This is a genomic window from Nocardioides pollutisoli (assembly GCF_040045055.1).
GTDB classification, from domain to species: Bacteria; Actinomycetota; Actinomycetes; order Propionibacteriales; family Nocardioidaceae; genus Nocardioides; species Nocardioides tweenelious.
The window spans coordinates 1,173,651-1,193,971 of record NZ_JBDZDU010000001.1 but is presented as its reverse complement, the minus strand read 5'-3'; the positions used below and the strand labels follow the sequence as shown (position 1 = coordinate 1,193,971).

General features: G+C 71.4%; 18 protein-coding genes. 13 read left to right on the top strand and 5 right to left on the bottom strand.

Annotated elements, in window-relative coordinates; genetic code table 11:
* Position 1 precedes the first annotated feature (1 nt).
* Together ABLE68_RS05815 and ABLE68_RS05810 are read right to left on the bottom strand one after the other, a co-directional pair.
* Complete coding sequence (locus ABLE68_RS05815) at positions 2-1,414, bottom strand: SDR family NAD(P)-dependent oxidoreductase (RefSeq protein WP_348870354.1); 1,413 nt, start codon at positions 1,412-1,414, stop codon at positions 2-4.
* Positions 1,411-2,475, bottom strand: a complete 1,065-nt coding sequence (locus tag ABLE68_RS05810; protein WP_348870353.1) for a sulfotransferase family protein — start codon at positions 2,473-2,475, stop codon at positions 1,411-1,413. Before ABLE68_RS05810 ends, ABLE68_RS05815 begins: the two co-directional genes overlap by 4 nt.
* Positions 2,476-2,625: 150 nt before the next feature.
* Here ABLE68_RS05810 and ABLE68_RS05805 point away from each other — a divergent pair, with 150 nt between their 5' ends.
* From ABLE68_RS05805 to ABLE68_RS05750, 12 genes are all read left to right on the top strand, one after another.
* Positions 2,626-3,843 carry a hypothetical protein gene (locus ABLE68_RS05805; protein WP_348870351.1) on the top strand — a complete coding sequence of 406 codons (1,218 nt, stop codon included), beginning with the start codon at positions 2,626-2,628 and terminating at the stop codon, positions 3,841-3,843.
* Positions 3,844-3,887: 44 nt separating this feature from the next.
* Entirely contained in the window at positions 3,888-5,066 is a 1,179-nt protein-coding gene (locus ABLE68_RS05800; protein ID WP_348870350.1) for a hypothetical protein, read from the top strand.
* Positions 5,067-5,240: 174 nt separating this feature from the next.
* Positions 5,241-6,161 carry a Rossmann-like and DUF2520 domain-containing protein gene (locus ABLE68_RS05795; protein ID WP_348870349.1) on the top strand — a complete coding sequence of 307 codons (921 nt, stop codon included), beginning with the start codon at positions 5,241-5,243 and terminating at the stop codon, positions 6,159-6,161.
* Complete coding sequence (gene panC / locus ABLE68_RS05790) at positions 6,158-7,036, top strand: pantoate--beta-alanine ligase (RefSeq protein WP_348870348.1); 879 nt, start codon at positions 6,158-6,160, stop codon at positions 7,034-7,036. The genes ABLE68_RS05795 and panC overlap by 4 nt, the downstream gene beginning before the upstream one ends.
* Positions 7,036-7,455 carry an aspartate 1-decarboxylase gene (panD, locus tag ABLE68_RS05785; protein WP_348870347.1) on the top strand — a complete coding sequence of 140 codons (420 nt, stop codon included), beginning with the start codon at positions 7,036-7,038 and terminating at the stop codon, positions 7,453-7,455. Before panC ends, panD begins: the two co-directional genes overlap by 1 nt.
* Positions 7,456-7,464: 9 nt before the next feature.
* Positions 7,465-9,096, top strand: coding sequence for an L-aspartate oxidase (locus tag ABLE68_RS05780; RefSeq protein ID WP_348870346.1), 1,632 nt, complete (start codon positions 7,465-7,467; stop codon positions 9,094-9,096).
* A complete protein-coding gene (nadC, locus tag ABLE68_RS05775; RefSeq protein ID WP_348870345.1) occupies positions 9,093-9,959 on the top strand; it encodes a carboxylating nicotinate-nucleotide diphosphorylase in 867 nt (288 codons plus the stop codon). Before ABLE68_RS05780 ends, nadC begins: the two co-directional genes overlap by 4 nt.
* Positions 9,959-10,738 (top strand): type III pantothenate kinase, encoded by a 780-nt coding sequence (locus ABLE68_RS05770; protein WP_348870344.1) that lies wholly within the window; start codon positions 9,959-9,961, stop codon positions 10,736-10,738. Before nadC ends, ABLE68_RS05770 begins: the two co-directional genes overlap by 1 nt.
* 24 nt (positions 10,739-10,762) lie before the next feature.
* Complete coding sequence (locus tag ABLE68_RS05765; RefSeq protein WP_348870342.1) at positions 10,763-11,404, top strand: sulfotransferase family 2 domain-containing protein; 642 nt, start codon at positions 10,763-10,765, stop codon at positions 11,402-11,404.
* 106 nt (positions 11,405-11,510) lie between these two features.
* Positions 11,511-11,837 (top strand): histone-like nucleoid-structuring protein Lsr2, encoded by a 327-nt coding sequence (locus tag ABLE68_RS05760; RefSeq protein WP_348870341.1) that lies wholly within the window; start codon positions 11,511-11,513, stop codon positions 11,835-11,837.
* Positions 11,838-12,200: 363 nt separating this feature from the next.
* Positions 12,201-14,780 (top strand): ATP-dependent Clp protease ATP-binding subunit, encoded by a 2,580-nt coding sequence (locus ABLE68_RS05755; RefSeq protein ID WP_348870340.1) that lies wholly within the window; start codon positions 12,201-12,203, stop codon positions 14,778-14,780.
* A gap of 73 nt (positions 14,781-14,853) precedes the next feature.
* Entirely contained in the window at positions 14,854-15,990 is a 1,137-nt protein-coding gene (locus ABLE68_RS05750) for a hypothetical protein (protein WP_348870339.1), read from the top strand.
* Here ABLE68_RS05750 and ABLE68_RS05745 read toward each other — a convergent pair.
* Positions 15,975-16,841 carry an HhH-GPD family protein gene (locus tag ABLE68_RS05745; RefSeq protein WP_348870337.1) on the bottom strand — a complete coding sequence of 289 codons (867 nt, stop codon included), beginning with the start codon at positions 16,839-16,841 and terminating at the stop codon, positions 15,975-15,977. The genes ABLE68_RS05750 and ABLE68_RS05745 overlap by 16 nt on opposite strands.
* Before the next feature lie 62 nt (positions 16,842-16,903).
* On the opposite strand from ABLE68_RS05745, the gene ABLE68_RS05740 reads away from it, so the two are divergent.
* Positions 16,904-17,656: a hypothetical protein gene (locus ABLE68_RS05740; protein WP_348870335.1), complete on the top strand. Its 753-nt coding sequence runs from the start codon at positions 16,904-16,906 to the stop codon at positions 17,654-17,656.
* 78 nt (positions 17,657-17,734) lie between these two features.
* On the opposite strand, the gene disA is transcribed toward ABLE68_RS05740, so the two are convergent.
* Both disA and radA read right to left on the bottom strand, forming a co-directional pair.
* Positions 17,735-18,817: a DNA integrity scanning diadenylate cyclase DisA gene (disA, locus tag ABLE68_RS05735; protein ID WP_348870334.1), complete on the bottom strand. Its 1,083-nt coding sequence runs from the start codon at positions 18,815-18,817 to the stop codon at positions 17,735-17,737.
* Between the two features lie 84 nt (positions 18,818-18,901).
* Positions 18,902-20,320 (bottom strand): DNA repair protein RadA, encoded by a 1,419-nt coding sequence (gene radA, locus ABLE68_RS05730; RefSeq protein ID WP_348870333.1) that lies wholly within the window; start codon positions 20,318-20,320, stop codon positions 18,902-18,904.
* Between the last annotated feature and the right edge of the window lies 1 nt (position 20,321).

Sequence of the window (20,321 nt, the reverse complement as noted above, 5' to 3'; positions counted from 1 at the left end):
GTCAGGAGCCTTCGAGCAAGGCGGAACCGGAGAGCGGGTCGAGCTTGCGCAGGTCGAGGATGTGCCCGGTGCCCCCGGAGACGAGGACGTCGAGGGACGAGGCGGCGACCGAGCCGGAGGTCAGCAGCAGGTCGGGGTCCTCGACACCGAAGGCCTGGGTGCGCATCGGGGTGCCGGTGCGCTCGGGGTTGACGCAGTTGACCCGGACCCCGTCCTCGGCCCACTCGTCAGCGAGCGCCTGGGTCAGGTTGACCACCGCGGCCTTGGCCGACGAGTAGAGGCTGTAGCCGCTGCGCCCCCGCGTGTAGGAGCTGGAGGTGAAGAGCAGCAGGCTCCCCTGGGTGCGGGCGAGGTGCGGGTGGAAGACCTGGCTGATCAGGATCGGCGCGAGGTAGTTGACGTCGGTCGAGGCGTAGATGGTCTCCTCGGTCGACTCCAGCAGCGAGCCGCGCGGCAGGATGCCGGCGGTGTTGACGACGTAGTCGATCCGGCCGTGCTCGGCCGCGACCTGCTCGGCCACCTCGACCAGGTCCTCGCGTCGCTCGACGTGGGTGCCGGTGCTCGACCGGCTGAAGGAGCAGACCGTGGCACCGTGCTGCTTGGCCAGGGCCGCGATGTCGGCGCCGATGCCGTAGCTGCCGCCGAGGATGACCAGCACCTTGCCCTCGAGCGCGGCGCGCAGGCCGTCCTCGGTCTGGGGCGTCGGCACCGAGTCGGCGGTGAGCTGGAAGAGCTTGTCGGCGATGAACACGTCGATCGGGTCGGTGACCTTCATGTTGCGCTCCTCGCCGGCGACGACCCAGATCGGGACGTCGGGCAGGTAGCGCAGGACGACGCCGCAGTCGTCGGTGGCCCGGAAGTCGGGGTCGCCCGCGGCGACGTCGTACGCCTGGCGCAGCACAGAGGCACGGAAGGCCTGCGGGGTCTGGCCGCGACGGAGGTTGTCGCGCACCGGGATCTGCCGGATGGTGTTCTCCGGCGTGACCTCGATGATCGTGTCGGCCGACGGGATGGCGACGTCGACGGCGTCGTACGTGTCGAGGGCGTCGAAGCAGTCGCTGATGATCCGGGCGCTGACCATGGGGCGCACGGCGTCGTGGAGGAGCAGCTTGCAGTCGCGGTCACCGATCGCGTCGAGCGCGCGCAGCGTCGTGCCGTTGCGGGTGTCCGCACCCTCGAGGACCGCGGTGACCTTGTCGTACTGACCGCTGCGCAGGATGGCGTGCACCGCGTCGAGGTGCCCGGGCGCCATCATCACGATGATCTCGTCGACCATCGGGTGCTGCTGCACCGCGAAGAGGGTGTGCTCGAGGATCGTCTTGCCGGCGATCTTGATCAGCTGCTTGGGGATGTCCAGGCCGACGCGCGTGCCGACGCCCCCCGCGAGCAGGACCGCGACTCTGGGTGCGGTCACGAGTCACGGCCTCCGCGCACGATCGAGCCGATCCGTCCGCGCAGGCCCGACGGCTGGGCTTCCCGGGCCGCCTCCAGCTCTGCGGCGTGGGCGGCGGTGAGCTCCTCGCGCACCTTGCGGACGCCCTTGCGGCGCTCGCGACGGGCCGTCGCCCCGGTGCGGTTGCGTGCGACGTCGAAGCACTCGTCGTAGAACGCGGTGAACTCGTCGGTGAGGGCGTCGAGTTCCGCGCGTACGGCGGTCTGCGCCTCGCCCTCCGCGCCGACGAGGCGCCCGTAGGCGTCGTAGACCCGGGTCGTGAGGTCGCGGGTCATCGAGCCGAGCCCGAGGTCGTCCAGGCTGGTCACCGAGCGGCGGAGGTTGGGGTCGACCAGCTCACCGGCCTCGGCGATCTGCTCGGGCGTCGCCCGCTCGATCAGGCCCGTCCCGAGGGTGCGGTCGGCGGTGGCGAACGCCGTGTGCCAGTCGTCCAGGAGGTCGGTGTAGCGGATCGTGGCCCGCGGCAGGTCCCGGGTACGTCGCTCGATGCCGAGCATCATGTTGATCCAGCCGATGGTCCGCGTGGTGTTGACCGTGCGGGTGCCGTAGGCGATCTCCCGCGACTTCAGCACCTCGGCCGGGTCGCGCAGCATCGTCGCGACGTGCAGGTCGGCGCCGAGCTCGGCTGCGGTCACCCGGTAGAGCTCGAAGAACCACGCCAGCCGAGGGTCCTTCACGACGACGCGGTCGGACTCGGCGAACTGCTCCTCGAGCCATTCCTGCAGTCGAGCGACCACCTCGGGGCGCTTGGCCAGCTCGCTGGTGGCGTCCCAGGCCTCCGGGCGACCGTCCTCGACCACGACGTCGGCGGACGCGAGCAGCTCGTTGTGGAAGTCGACGGCCCAGCGGGGCTCGCCGAAGCCGCGCGGGTTCGACTTGTTGGCCGCGACCTCCGGCTTGGGGATGTGGAACCCGAGCCGTCCGGTCAGGCCGGTGAAGAGGCTTGTCCCGCTGCGTCCGGAGCCGGCGACGACCAGGACCTGGCGGTCGCTCGTGGACGAGGGGTCGGTCGGATCGTGCATGGGAGAACCTTCGCATACGGCGGGCGCCCGCCTGGTCTCCGCCTCAGCGGCCGCCTCGGAGGGCGGTCGAGGTCGGCTAGAGTCGGTGCGCCCCAGCGCTCGCCCGACCGGGCCAGCCCGTTCGCCACACCCACGAAGGCGCCCTCACCCGTGTCTGACCAGGACCTCCTGCTGCCGGAGAACGCCGTCCTGCTCCACATCGGCCCCTTCAAGACCGGCTCGACCGCGCTGCAGTCGGCGCTGTGGGCCCGGCGCGACGAGATGGCGCCGTACGGTGTCGCCTACCCCGGTCGGTGGCGTCGCCTGTTCGGGGTCGGTCACGCGCTGATGCGCTGGGCGCCGCGCGGTCACGCGGTCCCCGACGTGAGCGTCTGGGACGAGTTCGCTGCGCAGGTCCGGGCGCTGGACGACGTCCGGGTCTGCCTGAGCACCGAGGACTTCGGTCGGCTGCAGAAGATCGAGCGCAGCCGCAAGATCGCCGAGGACCTGGGGGCCGACCGGTTGCACATCGTCTACGTCGCGCGCCGCTTCGACCGCCTGCTGCCCTCGCACTGGCAGGAGCGGATCAAGAGCCACGACACCCGCAGCTACGACGAGTGGCTGCAGGCCGTGCTGCTCGGCGACGACAAGGACGAGGCGCACCGCAGCTTCTGGTCCTCCAACGACATCAACCGGGTGGCCTCGCTCTGGCTGGACTTCGTGCCGGCCGAGCGGTTCACCGTGATCACGACCGACGACTCGGACCGCGCCCTCCTGCTCCGCGTCTTCGAGTCGATGCTGGGACTGCCGGACGGCTTCCTGACGCTCGACACCAACTCCAACGCGTCGTTGAGCTACAACGCCACCGAGCTGCTCCGGCGCCTCAACGGCGTCTTCGAGGAGCGCGGGTGGGACGATCGCGCCTACGCCGAGCTGGTGCAGCGCGGTCTCGTGGCGTCGCTCCAGGAGGGCGACCGGTCGGAGCTCGACGAGCGCATCCCGCCCGTGCCTGCCTGGGCAGCCGAGCACGTCGCTGCCCGCAGCCAGGGACGGATCGACGCCATCCGGTCGCTCGGGCTCAACGTCGTCGGGGATCTCGACACCCTCGCCACGCCGGTCTCGTCCGGTGGCGCCGACCGGCCCGTCGAGGTCGACCTGGTCTCGCTCGACACCGCCTCCCGGGCAGTCGTCGGCGTGGTGACCGCCTCGTTGCGCGAGGAGGAACGGCAGCGCGACAAGGCCGACCGCGCGCGTAGGGCCGCCGACGCCCAGGTCAGCGCGCCGGGTGGCCCGGCCGTTGCGCACACGTCGAGCCGCGCCATGCTCCGCGAGATCGGGCGCCGCCAGTGGGCTCGGGTCACGCGGCGAGGTCCCCGCTCGACGGGTTAGAGTGCGGGCGACCCGCCCCCGATGACGTGTTCGAGGCAACCTTCGTGCCAGACCAGGACCTGCTGCTCCCTGACGGGTCGGTGCTCGTGCACATCGGTCCGCCCAAGACCGGGACCACGGCCCTGCAGGCGTCGCTGCACCTCCACCGCGAGGAGCTGGCCGAGCACGGCGTCCTCTACCCCGGGCCGACCCATCGCTTCGCCCGACCCGGGTGGGCCCTCATCGGCAAGTCGCCGCCCGGGATCCCGGTCGTCCCGATCGCCGAGTGGGATGCCGCCGCCAAGGAGATCCGGGAGAGCGGGGCACGCCGCGCGTGCATCAGCACCGAGTCGTTCGCGACCCTGAGTGCGGCGAAGATCCAGAAGCTGGTCGACGACCTCGGTGCGGACCGGGTCCACATGGTCGCGACCGTGCGCCCGCTGGATCGCCTGCTGCCGTCGGCGTGGCAGGAACGCGTGAAGTCGCGCCGCGAGGTCCGCACCTACGACCAGTGGCTGCACGAGGTGCTCCACCGCGAGAAGGGGAGCGAGGCCGCACGGACGTTCTGGCGCAACCAAGGGCTCGAGGGCACCGTGAACCGGTGGTGCCATGCCATCGCGCCCGAGCAGGTCACGGTCGTGGTCGCCGACGAGAGGGACCGCGAGCAGCTCCACCGGACCTTCGAGCAGCTGCTCGGCCTGCCCGAGCACCTGCTCAAGCCGGGCCCGTGGAAGAACACCTCGCTCAGCTACGACCGCGTCGAGCTCTACCGTCGGCTCAACCTGGCGAGCAGCGAGCTCGGCCTGAGCGACGCCGAGTGGCGCCGGATGATGTACACCGGAGTCCTCCCTGCTCTGCGGAAGGCGCCTGCGGCCGCCACCGACATCGCCATCCCGCTCCTGCCGCGCTGGGCGGCCGAGAAGGTGGCCGAGATGAGCGACTACCGGTCGCGCGCCGTCGTGGAGTCGGGCGCTCGCGTCGTCGGTGACCCCAGCAGGTTGCGGTTCGTGCCCGACGAGCACGAGGAGGAGATCGGCGACCAGCCGACGATGGTGTCGATCGAGAGCGCGGCCCGCGCGATCGAGGGCGTCGTCGCCGCGGCCCTGCGCCGGGAGAAGGCACTCCAGGCACGCCCGCCCCGGCCGTCCCCCCGGCCCTCCGGACCTCGCCTCGCCTCGACCTCGAGCAAGGACCTCCTGCGCGAGATCGCACGCCGGCAGCGACGGCGGCTCTCGCGCGGCTGACGTGTCCTTGCGGCACCCGGTGTGACCCAGTCCACGGAACCGAGGTGTTTCGAGCGCGTGACCGCGGGCGTAACCTCACAGCGTCTGCATCTACAACGTCCGGTACCCACACCGGCTCGCTCCTGGAGGCTCAGGATGCGAGTGGTCGGAGGGACTGGAACGGAAGGTTCTTTCATGACGCACCCGTCCTCGGCGACCGTCCTGCGCATCGGCGTGGTCGGAGCCGGCCGAGTCGGCGCCGTACTGGCCGCCGCGCTCGAGACCGCCGGTCACCAGGTCGTGGCCGCCGCCGGTGAGTCCGACGCCTCACGGTCCCGGATCGCCGAGCTCCTGCCGGGTGTCGCCACGCTGAAGCCGACCGCGGTCGCCCGCGCCTGCGACGTCCTGCTGCTGACGGTCCCCGACGACATGCTCGGCAACGTCGTGACCACGCTGAGCGACGCGGGCGCGATCCGCGAGGGCCAGTACGTCGTCCACACCTCCGGCCGCCACGGGCTCGCCGTCCTCGCCCCGGCCGCCGCCCTCGGCGCCCGCGTGGTCGCCCTGCACCCCGCGATGACCTTCACCGGCACGGCCGTCGACCTCGACCGCCTGCCGGGGTGCGTCTTCGGCCTCACCGCCGGCCCCGGGGAGCGTGCCTTCGCCGAGGGCCTGGTCGCCGACCTCGGCGGCAGCCCCATGTGGGTGCCGGAGGAGATGCGCACGCTCTACCACGCCGGTCTCGCCCACGGCGCCAACCACCTCGTCACCCTGGTCACCCAGGCGATGGAGCTGTTGACCGCCGCCGGCGCCGACGACCCCGCCGGGACGCTGCGCCCGCTGCTCACCGCCGCCCTCGACAACGCCCTCGACCAGGGCGACGCCGCTCTCACCGGCCCGATCGTGCGCGGCGACGTCAACACCGTCCGCGCACACCTCGCCGACATCGCGGCCAACGCGCCGCACACGCTGGCGCCGTACGTCGCCATGGCCCGCGACACCCTCGACCGCGTCGTCACCGACGGCCGCGTGCTGCCGATCCGGGCCGCCGCGATCGTCCGGGCGCTCGACGAGGCCGAGCGCGCCGCACGGCCCAGCACGTCCCGCCGTCGATGAGCCAGACCCCCGTGCTCGCCTCCAGTCGTGCTGAGCTGGCGACGTTGCTCGCCGACGCGCGCCCCGGCCCCGTGGGCATGGTCCCGACCATGGGCGCGCTCCACGACGGCCACGCGAGCCTGCTCCGCACGGCCCGCGACCGCATCGGCGACGGCCCACTCGTGACCTCGATCTTCGTCAACCCGCTGCAGTTCGGCGCCGGCGAGGACCTCGACCGCTATCCGCGCACCCTCGACGACGACCTCGATCTCTGTGCCCGCGAGGGTGTCGACATCGTCTTCGCGCCGAGCGTCGACGAGGTATACCCCGGCGGTCCGCCCCAGGTGACGGTCCACCCGGGACCGGTCGCAGAGATCCTCGAGGGCAAGACCCGGCCCGGTCACTTCCGCGGCGTGCTGACCGTGGTCGCCAAGCTCTTTGGCCTGGTCCGTCCGGACGTCGCCGTCTTCGGGCAGAAGGACTACCAGCAGCTGGTGCTCATCCGCCGGATGGCGCTCGACCTCAACATGGGCGTCGAGATCGTCGGCGCCGAGACCGTGCGCGAGGAGGACGGCCTCGCGCTCTCCAGCCGCAACCGCTACCTCGACCCCGAGCAGCGGGTCGCCGCCACCGTCCTCAACCGCGCGCTGCGAGCGGCCCAGGAGAACGCGTCGTACGGCGTCGACGTGGCGCTCGACGAGGCGCGCGCGGAGCTGCGCACCGAGCACGAGGTCAACCTCGACTACCTCGTCGTCACCGACCCCGACCTCGGCGAGCTCCCCGAGGAGGTCCCTCCCGGCACCGAGGCGAGGATCCTCGTCGCCGCCCGGGTCGGCACCACCCGCCTGATCGACAACCTGCCCCTGGTCCTCGGCCGCAACGATGGAGAGCGCTGATGCTCCGCACCATGATGAAGAGCAAGATCCACCGGGCGACGGTCACGCAGGCCGACCTCCACTACGTGGGCTCGGTGACCGTCGACGAGGACCTCCTCGACGCGGCCGACCTGCTGTCCGGCGAGCTCGTGCACATCGTCGACATCACCAACGGCGCCCGGCTCGAGACCTACACGATCGCCGGCGAGCGGGGGTCGGGCGTGATCGGCATCAACGGAGCCGCGGCCCGTCTGGTGCACCCGGGCGACCTGGTCATCCTCATCGCCTACGGCCAGATGGAGACCGCCGAGGCCCGCGAGTTCCACCCGCACGTCGTCTTCGTCGACGCGGACAACAAGATCCTGGCGACCGGGTTCGACCCGGCCGAGGCGCCGGTCGGCTCCGGACTGGTCCGCGGTGACCAGCTGGCACAGCGCTAGCCTTCACAGGTGTCTGCCTCCGTACGTCGCGTCCCTGGCCGGTTGGTCGCTCCCGATCCCGGGTGGACCACCACCGCCGACGTGGTGGTGGTCGGTTCCGGCATCGCCGGCCTGACCGCCGCGCTGCGACTGCGCGGACACGTCGACAAGATCCTCGTCGTCACCAAGGACGTCCTCGCCGCGGGCTCGACCCAGTGGGCGCAGGGCGGGATCGCGGCCGCGCTCGGACCCGGCGACACCCCGGCCGAGCACGAGCTCGACACCCTCGTGGCCGGTGCCGGGGCGTGCGACCAGGACGCCGTCCGCGTGCTGGTGACGGAGGGACCCGAAGCGGTCCGCGAGCTGATCGCGCTCGGCACCAACTTCGACCACGACCCCGACGGTGAGCTCTCGCTGACCCGCGAGGGCGGACACCACCGTGACCGGATCGCGCACGCAGGCGGCGACGCCACGGGTGCCGAGATCCAACGAGCCCTGATCGCGGCGATCGAGCAGGCGCCCGAGATCGAGGTGATCCAGCACGCGCTCGCCGTCGACCTGCTGCTCGCCGAGGACGGCGGCGTCGCCGGGCTGACCCTGCACGTGATGGGCGAGGGCCAGCGCGACGGGGTCGGCGCCGTGCGCTGCCGGGCGGTCGTGCTCGCCAGCGGCGGGCTCGGCCAGGTCTTCTCGCAGACCACCAACCCGGCGGTCTCGACCGGCGACGGGATGGCGGTCGCGCTCCGGGCCGGCGCGGTCCTGCGTGACCTCGAGTTCGTGCAGTTCCACCCGACGGTGATGTACCTCGGACCCGACTCGCGCGGCCAGCAGCCGCTGATCTCGGAGGCCGTCCGCGGCGAGGGTGCGTTCCTCGTCGACTGGGAGGGCAACCGCTTCATGCAAGGCGTCCACGAGCTGGCCGACCTGGCGCCGCGCGACGTGGTCGCGAAGGCGATCACCCGCCGCATGAACGAGACCGGCAAGCCGCACATGTGGCTCGACGCGACCCACCTGGGCGCGGCGTTCTGGGAGCGCCGGTTCCCGACCATCCTGGCGACCTGCCGCAGCCACGGCGTCGACCCGGTCACCGACCTGATCCCGGTCTCGCCGGCCTGCCACTACGCCTCCGGCGGGGTGCGCACCGACCTGTGGGGACGCTCGAGCGTGCCCGGGCTCTACGCCACCGGCGAGGTCGCCTGCTCGGGCGTCCACGGCGCCAACCGTCTGGCGTCCAACTCGCTGCTCGAGGGCCTCGTCTTCTCCCGCCGGATCGCGCAGGTGCTCCCCGGTGAGCTGCGCCCCCAGCTCGACCCCGTGGTCGACGCGCGGACCGCGGGGCTCGTGCCCGGCGCCGTACGCCGTGAGCTGCAGGAGGTGATGACGGCGCGGGCCGGCGTGCTCCGCAACGCCGACGGCCTCGGCGGCGCGACCGAGCTCCTCGACAAGCTGGCTGCCGGCGTCGCCGAGGTGATCGACCAGGAGTCGTGGGAGACCACCAACCTGCTCACCATCAGCCTGGCGCTCGCCGACGCCGCGACGCTGCGCGAGGAGACCCGCGGCTCCCACTGGCGCGAGGACTTCCCCGAGCGCGACGACGACCACTTCTCCGGCCACTTCGACGTACGCATGGCCGACGGCGTCACCACGGTGGAGCTGACATGACGCCGTACGACGCGGAGCTCAGGGCTGCCGGGCTCGACCCGGAGGCCCTGCTCGCCCAGGTGCGGCTCGCGCTGGCGGAGGACCTCCCCGGAGAGGACGTCACCTCGGTGGCGACGATCGCGCCGGACGCCCACGGCACGGCGGTGTTCGGTGCCCGCGAGGCCGGCGTCGTCGCCGGGCTCGGCGTGGCCGCGCTGGTCTTCCATGAGGTCATGGGCGACACGGTGAAGGTCACCGACCGGGTGCCCGACGGGACCCGGGTCGAGCCCGGTGACGTGGTGATGCGGGTGTCCGGCCCGACCCGCGGCCTGCTCACCGCCGAGCGCACCGCGCTCAACTACGCCAGCCACCTCTCCGGGATCGCCACCGCGACCGCGGCCTGGGTGACGGCGCTCGAGGGCACCCGCGCCCGGGTGCTCGACACCCGCAAGACGCTCCCGACCTTCCGCGCCCTGCAGAAGTACGCCGTGCGCTGCGGCGGCGGCGTCAACCACCGCTTCAGCCTCAGCGACCGGGCGATGGTCAAGGACAACCACGTGGTCGCGGCCGGAGGAGTGGTGCCGGCCTACCGCGCGGTGCGCGAGGCCTACCCGGACCTGCGGGTCGAGGTGGAGGTCACCGACCTCGACCAGCTCGTCGAGCTGCTCGACGTCGGCTGCACCGAGATCCTGCTCGACAACATGGACTCGCCCACGATGGCCAGGGCCGTCGAGATCACGGCCGGCCGCGCGACCCTCGAGGCGTCCGGCGGGCTGACCTTCGAGCGGGCCCGCGAGGTCGCCGAGACCGGGGTCGACTTCATCTCCGTCGGCGCCCTGACCCACTCGGTCAAGGTCTTCGACCTCGGGCTGGACCTCGGCTGATGGCGCTCCTCGCCGCCGACATCGGCAACAGCCACACGGTGCTCGGCCTGCTCGACGACGGCCAGGTCACCGCCGACTGGCGGGTCGCCACCGACGAGCGGCGTACCGCCGACGAGTGGGCGGTCCTCCTGCGCGGGCTCGTGGGGTCGGCGCTCGACGAGATCTCCGGGATCGCGGTCTGCTCGACCGTGCCCGCCGTCCTGCACGAGTGGCGCAACATGCTCGGCCGGCACTTCTCCGACGTCCCCCAGGTCGTCGTCGAGCCCGGGGTGCGGACCGGCATCCCGGTGCTGATGGACAACCCGCGCGAGGTCGGCAGCGACCGGATCCTCAACGCTCTCGCCGCCGTCCACGAGTACGGCGGTCCGGCGATCGTGGTCGACTTCGGCGGTACGGCGACGACGTTCGACGTGATCTCCGAGAAGGGCCAGTACATCGGCGGAGCGATCGCCCCGGGAATCGAGATCTCGCTCGAGGCGCTCGGTCGCCGCGGCGCTCAGCTGCGCAAAGTCGAATTGCTGCGTCCGCGTTCTGTGATCGCGAAGAACACGGTCGAGGCGTTGCAGTCCGGAATGGTTTTCGGAGTCGCCAGCCAGGTCGAGGGAATTGTCTCCCGGATGATCGTCGATCTCGGTGCGGACCCGGCCGACGTGCAGGTGATCGCGACCGGATATCTCGCCGGCCTCGTGATCGACGAGTGCCGCTGCTTCACCCACCACTCGCCGTGGCTCACCCTGCGCGGCCTCGAGCTGACCTTCCTCCGCAACAGCGGCCGCTGACCCGCCGACTGGTACCTTCACGCGGTGCGTGTCAGTGATTCTCGTCGGGTGCTCTTCGTCCATGTCCAGAAGACGGGCGGTTCCACCATCGATGCGATGTGGGACGACGAGGTACCCGACGCCCGCAAGGGCAAGGGCCTGCTCCGCCACGCGCCGTACGCCAAGATCGTGAAGGCCGAGCCGGAGCTCGAGGACTACTGGTCGTTCGGTTTCGTCCGCAACCCCTGGGCGCGGATGGTCTCGTGGTGGTCGATGGCGGTCGACTTCGAGCGTCGCCTCGAGCGCGGCAAGGAGGAGACCACCCGCAAGTGGGAGAAGCAGCGGCGGATATGGGCTCCGCTGGTGGAGTACAACGACACCTTCGAGAAGTTCGTGCTCGAGGGTCCCGAAGGTCACCCGCGCCTGGGGCGCCCGCAGATCAACATGCTCACCGCCAAGGGCGGCGGCATCGGCGTCGACTTCATCGGGCGCACCGAGAACCTCGTCGCCGACATGAACGTCGCCCGCGAGCGTCTGGGTCTGGAGCCGGTGGCCGAGCTGCCCCGACGCAACAAGAGCAAGCACCGCCACTACAGCACGTATTACACCGACGAGACCCGTGAGCGGGTCGCGGAGCTCTATGCGCCCGACATCGAGGAGTTCGGTTACACCTTCGAACAACGCTGACGACGAATTCGACCTCACCCTCCGACGTCGTTTTCGGTGAATCTCATAACGCGTGGCATGATGAATGCGGAATTGTCGTTGTGAATTCACGGATGAGGTAATTCGAATGGCCCAGAAAGTCAGCATCGTCCTGGTCGACGATCTCGACGGCAGCGAAGCTGCCGAGACCGTGACGTTCGGTCTGGACGGCACGACGTACGAGATCGACCTGAACGACAAGAACGCCGCCGCGCTGCGTGAGGCGCTGGCCGGCTACATCGGTCACGGCCGCAAGGTCGGCTCCGGCCCGCGGCGTGGTCGCAAGGCCGCGGCGTCGAGCAGCGGCCCGAGCGCCGCCGAGATCCGCGACTGGGCCCGCTCCAACGGCCACGACGTCCCCGACCGCGGCCGGGTGTCGGCCGACGTGCGCGCGGCGTACGACCAGGCCCACTGATCACGCCTCCGCGAGTGAGCGTGCGAACTCGCGGCTCAGGGCGGGAGATCGAGTAGCCGCGGCCGAGGCACGAGGACGCGACGCGCGTATCGAGATCCGGCAACACGAACATGGCGGTGACCTCCGGGTCACCGCCCTGACGCATCTCACCGGGATCTCGATACGGCCGGTCGCGACCTCCTACCGTCGGTCGCGTGCCTACTCGATCTGGTCTCGCCCACGCGCCGCGTTCGTGCCTCACGCGCCGCTGCTCGCTTCATGTTCGCTCTCAGCGGACCGCTCTAGGTCTGTGTGGGGGAACGCGTAGGCTGTTCGTGGGGTTAGTTGTCTCGTACCCCCTTCAAAGCTTCAGGAGCGATGCGCATGTTCGAGCGGTTCACAGACCGAGCCCGGCGGGTTGTCGTGCTGGCCCAAGAAGAGGCCCGCATGCTCTCCCACAACTACATCGGTACCGAGCACATCCTGCTCGGCCTCATCCACGAGGGCGAGGGTGTCGCTGCGAAGGCGCTCGAGAGCCTGGACATCTCGTTGGAGGCCGTGCGCGCCCAGGTCGAGGAGATCATCGGCCAGGGCCAGCAGGCGCCCAGCGGCCACATCCCCTTCACCCCGCGCGCCAAGAAGGTGCTCGAACTGTCCCTGCGCGAGGCGCTGCAGCTCGGCCACTCCTACATCGGCACCGAGCACATCCTGCTCGGCCTGATCCGCGAGGGTGAGGGCGTCGCCGCCCAGGTGCTGCAGAAGCTCGGCGCCGACCTCAACCGGGTCCGCCAGCAGGTCATCCAGCTACTCTCCGGCTTCCAGGGCAAGGAGTCGTCCGGCTCCGCCGCCGCGGCCGGTGCCGCCGGCAGCGACGCCCCGTCGTCGTCCCTGGTGCTCGACCAATTCGGTCGCAACCTCACCCAGGACGCCCGCGAGGGCAAGCTGGACCCGGTCATCGGCCGGGAGCAGGAGATCGAGCGGGTCATGCAGATCCTGTCCCGCCGTACGAAGAACAACCCGGTCCTCATCGGTGAGCCCGGCGTCGGCAAGACGACGATCGTCGAGGGCCTGGCCCAGGACATCGTCAAGGGCAACGTCCCCGAGACGCTCAAGGACAAGCAGATCTACACGCTCGACCTGGGCGCCCTGGTGGCCGGTTCGCGCTACCGCGGTGACTTCGAGGAGCGCCTGAAGAAGGTGCTCAAGGAGATCCGCACCCGCGGCGACATCGTGCTGTTCATCGACGAGATCCACACCCTCGTGGGTGCCGGTGCGGCCGAGGGCGCGATCGACGCCGCCAGCATCCTCAAGCCGATGCTGGCCCGCGGCGAGCTGCAGACGATCGGTGCGACCACCCTGGACGAGTACCGCAAGTACCTCGAGAAGGACGCCGCGCTCGAGCGTCGGTTCCAGCCGATCCAGGTCGCCGAGCCGTCGATCGCTCACACGATCGAGATGCTCAAGGGCCTGCGCGACCGCTACGAGGCGCACCACCGGGTGACGATCACCGACGAGGCACTGGTCTCGGCCGCGACGCTGGCCGACCGCTACATCTCCGACCGGTTCCTGCCGGACAAGGCCATCGACCTGATCGACGAGGCCGGCTCGCGCCTGCGGATCCGCCGGATGACGGCGCCCGCCGACCTGCGTGAGTACGACGACAAGATCGGCGAGGTCCGCCAGCGCAAGGAAGCCGCGATCGACGGCCAGGACTTCGAGGCCGCCGCACGCCTGCGCGACGAGGAGAAGCAGCTCATCCTCAAGAAGTCCGAGCGCGAGAAGCAGTGGCGCGCGGGCGACATGGACGAGGTCGCGGAGGTCGACGAGGAGCTGATCGCCGAGGTCCTCGCGGTCGCCACCGGCATCCCGATCGTCAAGCTCTCCGAGGAGGAGTCGACCCGGCTGCTCAACATGGAGGACGAGCTCCACAAGCGCGTCATCGGTCAGGACGAGGCGGTCAAGGCGATCTCGCGGGCGATCCGTCGTACGCGCGCCGGCCTCAAGGACCCGAAGCGTCCCGGCGGCTCGTTCATCTTCGCCGGTCCGTCCGGTGTCGGTAAGACCTGGCTGTCCAAGACGCTCGCCGAGTTCCTCTTCGGCGACGAGGACTCCCTGATCCAGCTCGACATGTCGGAGTTCGGCGAGAAGCACACCGTCTCGCGGCTCTTCGGCTCGCCTCCGGGCTACGTCGGCTACGAAGAGGGTGGCCAGCTCACCGAGAAGGTGCGCCGCAAGCCGTTCTCCGTCGTGCTCTTCGACGAGGTCGAGAAGGCCCACCCGGACATCTTCAACAGCCTGCTGCAGATCCTCGAGGAAGGTCGCCTGACCGACTCGCAGGGCCGGGTGGTCGACTTCAAGAACACCGTCATCATCATGACCACCAACCTCGGTACCCGCGACATCGCGAAGGGCATCAACCTGGGCTTCCAGGCGTCCGGCGACGCTGCGGGGTCGTACGAGCGGATGAAGGGCAAGGTGCAGGAGGAGCTCAAGCAGCACTTCCGGCCCGAGTTCCTCAACCGTGTCGACGAGATCATCGTGTTCCCGCCGCTGACGCAGGACCAGATCGTCCACATGGTCGACAACATGATCGCGTCGGTGGAGCTGCGGATGCGCGATCGCGACATGAAGATCGAGCTGACCCAGGCGGCCAAGAACCTGCTCGCCGAGCGGGGCTTCGACCCGGTGCTCGGTGCGCGGCCGCTGCGTCGCACGATCCAGCGCGAGATCGAGGACGTCCTGTCCGAGAAGATGCTCTTCGGTGACGTCGGCCCCGGCCAGATCGTGCTCGTCGACGTCGAGGGTGAGGGCCCCACGGCCTCGTTCACCTTCTCCGGGCAGAAGATGGGCGAGCTGCCCGACCTCCCGCCGTTCGAGACCGCCGAGGTGGCGGCCGCCGAGGGCACCCTGCTTGAGGGCCCCGACGACAGCGACAGCGGCGCGGACGTCCCGAAGTCCGAATGAGCCACACCCGAGTCGGCGCAGTGTCACCTGACACTGCGCCGACTCGGCATTTCGGGCGTGCCATGATGACGCCGTGCGGCCGCTCCCCGTCTATCTCCACATCGGCCTGAAGAAGACCGGGACGTCCTACCTCCAAGGCGTCGCCTGGGCGTCGTACGACGAGCTCATCCGCCAGGGACTGGCCGTCGTGCCGGGTTCCCAGCACGAGGCCTTCGAGCTGGTGCGAGACGCCCGGGGGCGCTACGACGACGACGCCGACGCGGCCCAGATCGGTGGCTCGCTGGCGCGGCTGCCCGAGGTGCTGCGCCGGGCCGCCGAGCAGGGGGCGACCCGGGCGCTGCTCACTCAGGAGTCCCTGTCGGTGGCGTCGCCGACGACGGTGGCCCGCGTGCTCGAGACCCTCAGCGACCACGACGTCCACGTGGTGCTGACCGTGCGCGACCTGGGCCGCCAGGTGCCGTCGGCGTGGCAGCAGGCGGTGAAGGCGCGCAGCACGGTGCCCTTCGACGACTTCGTCGAGGCCGTGGTGGCAGGGAAGGGCAAGGGGACGGGCGCCCGGGGGTTCCGGCTCTCGCAGGACGTCGTCGGCGTCACCGACAGGTGGGCGCCAACCCTGCCGGCGGACCGGGTCCACGTCGTCACCGTCCCGCCGCGGGGGACCCCCTCGACCGTGCTCGCCCACCGCTTCTTCGGACTGCTCGGCGTGGATGCCGACGGGTTGACCACCGAGGTGTCGTCGGTCAACGCCTCGATCGGACGTGTCCAGGCCGAGCTGCTCGCCCGGATCAACGCGATCCTCCCGGAGGAGGCCCTGCGCCGGGCGCCGTACGGCGAGGTGGGCAAGCGCTACTTCGCCGAGCGGGTCCTCGGCGCCCAGCAGGGTGAGCCGCCCCGGCTGCCCCGCGAGCGCCAGGAGTGGTGCCGGGCGACCGCTGAGCGCACCATCGCCATCCTGGAGCAGCGCGGCTATGCGGTCACCGGCGACCTCACGGACCTGCTGCCACGTGACGACGCCTTCGCCGACGAGCCCGTCGTGCTGGACGGCGCCGCGCTGCTGGCCGCCGCGGAGCAGGCGCTCGCCCAGGTCCTCAGCGACCGGATCGAGCAGGCCGGCCGGAAGCGCGCCCGCACCCGAGCCCAGCCGAGCTCCGGTCGACCAGGCGTCCTACGGCGGGCGCTCGCGCGGGTGCGGGATCAGGGCAGTCGGTAGGTGTCCGCCCCGCTGCTGACGACCAGGCCGTCCGCGCAGAGCGAGGCCAGGCAGCGGATCCGCTGCGACTCCTCGGTCCAGACGGCGTCGAGGAGGCTGCGGTGCACCGGGCCGTCGCTGTCGCGGAGGACCGCCAGCAGGCGGCCGCGGCACTGACGATCGGTCCCGGCCCAGGTCTGCACCTTGCGCGGAGGACCGTCGTACGCCGGGTGGCCCGCCGCCCGCCAGGCGCACGCGTCACGGATCGGACAGTCCGCGCAGCGCGGGTTGGCGGCCGTGCACACGAGCGCCCCCAGCTCCATGACCGCCACCGCCCAGGTCGCCGCGGTGTGGTCGTCGTCGGGCAGCAGCTCGGACGCCACCTCGCGCTCCGCCTTCGTGACCGCCGCCGCCGGGAACTCCACTCCCTGGACGGCTCGGGCGAAGACCCGGCGCACGTTGGTGTCGAGCACGACGTGGCGCCGGCCGTAGGCGAACGACGCGATCGCGGCCGCCGTGTAGTCCCCGATGCCGGGCAGCGCCTTCAGCTCGTCGTACGACGCCGGCACCTCGCCGCCGTGCCGCTCGACGATCGCGGTCGCCGCGGCGTGCAGCCGCAGCGCCCGGCGCGGGTAGCCGAGCCGGCCCCAGGCGCGGACCGCCTCGCCGCTCGGCTCGGCGGCCAGGTCGGCCGGAGTCGGCCAGCGCTCGAGCCACTGCTCGTGCACGGGCAGCACCCGGGCGACGGGTGTCTGCTGCAGCATGAACTCCGAGACCATGACCGACCACGCGGACGCGTCGGGGCCGCGCCACGGCAGCTCGCGCGCGTGCTCGTCGTACCAATCGAGGACCGGCTCGTGGAGATGACTCATCGCCACCATTCTCGCCGGTGTGGCAGCACGATCCCGACGGCGGTACTGACTAGCGTTGCGGCATGCCCGCCATGACCCGAGGCCCGCTTCCGGCGCGCGTCTACTGGGTGCGCCGACTCGCGGTGCTCAGTGTGGCGCTGCTGCTCGTCGTCGGCATCGCCCGCCTGCTCGGTGGCGGCAGCGACGCGTCGTCGGGTGAGGACAAGGCGGCCCAGGTCGCCGCCGGCACCACCCCCAGCACCACCGCCGAGTCGTCGAGCCTGCCGGTGGAGCCGACGACCACGGACACCTCCAAGGGTCCCAAGAAGCACCACACGACCAAGCAGCCCGGCACGCAGCAGACCAGCGAGGCGCCGGTCCTCGCCGATCCCGTCGGACAGTGCAGGGGATCGGACATCGCGGTCACGCCGAAGGTGACCAACGCGGTCGCCGGCCGCGACGTCCTGATCGTCCTCCAGCTGCGCACCCTCCAGTCGCCCGCGTGCACGTGGCGCGTCTCGAACGACGCCCTGACGGTGAAGATCACGTCCGGCGCCGACGACATCTGGTCGAGCAACGACTGCCCGAAGGCGATCCCGGTGCGCGACGTCGTGGTCCGTCAGGCGGTCACGACCAACGTCGGCATCGTGTGGAAGCAGGCGATGCGGTCCGACGCCCAGTGCACGCCGCTCGCTGGCTGGCCGATGCCGGGCTGGTACCACGTCGCCGCCTCGTCGCTCGGCGGTGAGCCGTCGGACCTGCAGTTCGAGCTGACGACCCCGGTCGCCGGGACGGTCACCAGGACCGCCGACCCGACCCAGTCGCCCCAAGGTTGAGTCGAGACTTCCGTTCGTCCAATCGAGACTTCTGACGGACGGAACTCTCGACTCGACTGACGGAAGTCTCGATTCGACCTAGACGTAGCGCTCGAGGATCGTCGACTCGGCGAGGCGGGACAGGCCCTCGCGGACGCTGCGGGCGCGCAGCTCGCCGACGCCCTCGACGGCCTGGAGGTCGTCGACGCCGGCGGAGAGCAGCTTCTGCAGCGTGCCGAAGTGCTCGACCAGCCGGTCGACGACGGCGCTGGGCAGCCGCGGGACCTTGGCCAGGAGCCGGTAGCCGCGCGGGGCGACCGCGCCGTCGAGGTGCTCGCCGGTGCCGAGACCGAGGGCGCGAGCGGCGGCCGCCGGGTCGACCAGCTCGGTCGAGGAGAGCGACTCGAGCCGGTTGAGCACCGACTCGGGGGTCTTGGACCGGCGACCGACCGGGAGGTAGTCGCGGATCACCAGCTCGCGCTCGGTGTCGACGCCGGTGATCAGCTCCTCGAGCTGCAGGGAGAGCAGGCGGCCGTCGGTGCCGAGCTCGAGCACGTAGTCCTCGATCTCGCTGGCGATCCGGGTGACCATCTCCAGGCGCTGGGCGACGACGGCGACGTCGCGCACGGTGACCAGGTCCTCGATCTCCAGCGCGGACAGGGTGCTGGACACCTCGTCGAGGCGCAGCTTGTAGCGCTCCAGGGTCGCCAGCGCCTGGTTGGCGCGAGACAGGATCTGGCCGGAGTCCTCGAGGACGTGGCGGGTCTCCCCGACGTACGCCGCGATGATCTGCATCGACTGCGACACCGAGATGACCGGGAAGCCGGTCTGCCGGGCGACGCGGTCGGCGGTGCGGTGCCGGGTGCCGGTCTCCTCGGACGGGATGGTGTGGTCGGGCATCAGGTGGACGGCCGCGCGCAGGATCCGCGTGACGTCCTTGTCGACGATGATCGCGCCGTCCATCTTGGCCAGCTCGCGCAGGCCGGTCGCGGTGAACGGCACGTCGAGGGTGAAGCCACCGGTCGCGATCGAGTCGACGACCTTGTCGGAGCCCATCACGATCAGGGCGCCGGTACGGCCGCGCAGGATCCGCTCGAGCCCGTCGCGCAGCGGCGTGCCGGGCGCGATCGAGGCGAGGGTGGCGCGCAGGCGCAGCTGCTCGTCCGAGCGGTCGGTGGGCACCTCGACGATCCCTCCCTGGGACAACGTGGCGGCGTACGACGGCCGCGCGCGGTCAGTCTAGGGCGTGCACGTCGGGGACGCGCGCTAGATCCCGTCGACGGCGCGCGGCTTCTGGCGCTCGGCCTCGACGACGTTGAGCAGCCGGAGCGCGGAGTGGACGTCGGCGACGTCGAGCACCTTCATCCCGTCGACCGTCCAGGACTCGGGGGAGCGGGCCGGCGCTCGGCCCGGCTCGCTCGGCACCACCGCGAGCTGGAACCCGAGTCGCGCCGCCTCGGACAGCCGCTGGGGCAGGTCGCGCACCCGGCGCAGCTCGCCGGCCAGGCCGATCTCGCCCATCGCCACCACGCCTCGCGGTGCTGCCACCCCGCGGGTGGCGGACGCCAGCGCGACGGCGACCGCGAGGTCGCTGGCCGGCTCGACGACCCTGGCCCCGCCGACGGTCGACGCGAACACGTCGAAGCTCTGCAGCCTGATCCGGCAGTGCTGCTGGAGCACCGCCATCACCATGGCGATCCGGGAGGAGTCGAGCCCCGAGGTCGTGCGGCGCGGGCGCTCGGCGGCGCTGTGGGTGACCAGCGCCTGGACCTCGGCGAGCATCGGACGTCGGCCCTCCATGGTCACCGCGACGCAGGTGCCGGGCACCATCGCGTGGTGGTTCTCGACGAAGAGCCCGGTCGGGTCGGTCACCGCCGTGATGCCCTCGGCGGAGAGGTCGAAGCAGCCGACCTCGTCGACCGGCCCGAAGCGGTTCTTCATCGCGCGGACCATCCGGAAGCGGGAGTTGCGGTCGCCCTCGAAGTGGAGCACCACGTCGACGAGGTGCTCGAGCACCCGCGGGCCGGCGATCGCGCCGTCCTTGGTGACGTGGCCGACGAGGACGGTGGTGATGTTGCGCGTCTTCGCGACCCGGATCAGCGCGGCCGCGACCTCGCGCACCTGGGTGACCCCGCCGGGCGTGCCCTCGATGCCGGCGGCGCCGATGGTCTGGACGGAGTCGACGACGATCAGCTCGGGGCGGACCTGCTCGATGTGGGTGAGCACCGCGCCGAGGTCGGTCTCGGCGGCGAGGTAGAGCTCGTCGTGCACGCCGCCGGTGCGGTCGGCACGCAGCCGCACCTGGGAGGCGGACTCCTCGCCGGTGACGTAGAGGGTGCGGCGCTGGTAGCGCGCGGTCTGGGCCGCGACCTCGAGCAGGAGGGTGCTCTTGCCGACGCCCGGCTCGCCGGCCAGCAGGATCGCGGCACCCGGCACCAGCCCGCCCCCGAGGACCCGGTCGAGCTCGGGCACCCCGCTGGTGCGGAAGGCCGACTCCTCCACCGACACCTGACCGATCGGCACCGCCGGGGTCGTGACCGCGCTGGCCACCGTCCGTCCGGCCGGCACCACGGCCGCCTCGGCGACCGACCCCCACGCCTGGCACTCGCCGCAGCGACCGACCCACTTCGCGGTCTCCCACCCGCACTCGGAGCAGCGGAAGGCGGGGCGCGTCGTCTTGGGCATG

Bases quoted from the DNA above. Each gene is read 5' to 3' on its own strand.
- ABLE68_RS05810 (WP_348870353.1), bottom strand. From the start codon at position 2,475: ATGCACGATCCGACCGACCCCTCGTCCACGAGCGACCGCCAGGTCCTG.
- ABLE68_RS05795 (WP_348870349.1), top strand. From the start codon at position 5,241: ATGACGCACCCGTCCTCGGCGACCGTCCTGCGCATCGGCGTGGTCGGA.
- panC (WP_348870348.1), top strand. From the start codon at position 6,158: ATGAGCCAGACCCCCGTGCTCGCCTCCAGTCGTGCTGAGCTGGCGACG.
- panD (WP_348870347.1), top strand. From the start codon at position 7,036: ATGCTCCGCACCATGATGAAGAGCAAGATCCACCGGGCGACGGTCACG.
- nadC (WP_348870345.1), top strand. From the start codon at position 9,093: ATGACGCCGTACGACGCGGAGCTCAGGGCTGCCGGGCTCGACCCGGAG.
- ABLE68_RS05770 (WP_348870344.1), top strand. From the start codon at position 9,959: ATGGCGCTCCTCGCCGCCGACATCGGCAACAGCCACACGGTGCTCGGC.
- ABLE68_RS05760 (WP_348870341.1), top strand. From the start codon at position 11,511: ATGGCCCAGAAAGTCAGCATCGTCCTGGTCGACGATCTCGACGGCAGC.
- ABLE68_RS05755 (WP_348870340.1), top strand. From the start codon at position 12,201: ATGTTCGAGCGGTTCACAGACCGAGCCCGGCGGGTTGTCGTGCTGGCC.
- ABLE68_RS05745 (WP_348870337.1), bottom strand. From the start codon at position 16,841: ATGAGTCATCTCCACGAGCCGGTCCTCGATTGGTACGACGAGCACGCG.
- ABLE68_RS05740 (WP_348870335.1), top strand. From the start codon at position 16,904: ATGCCCGCCATGACCCGAGGCCCGCTTCCGGCGCGCGTCTACTGGGTG.
- radA (WP_348870333.1), bottom strand. From the start codon at position 20,320: ATGCCCAAGACGACGCGCCCCGCCTTCCGCTGCTCCGAGTGCGGGTGG.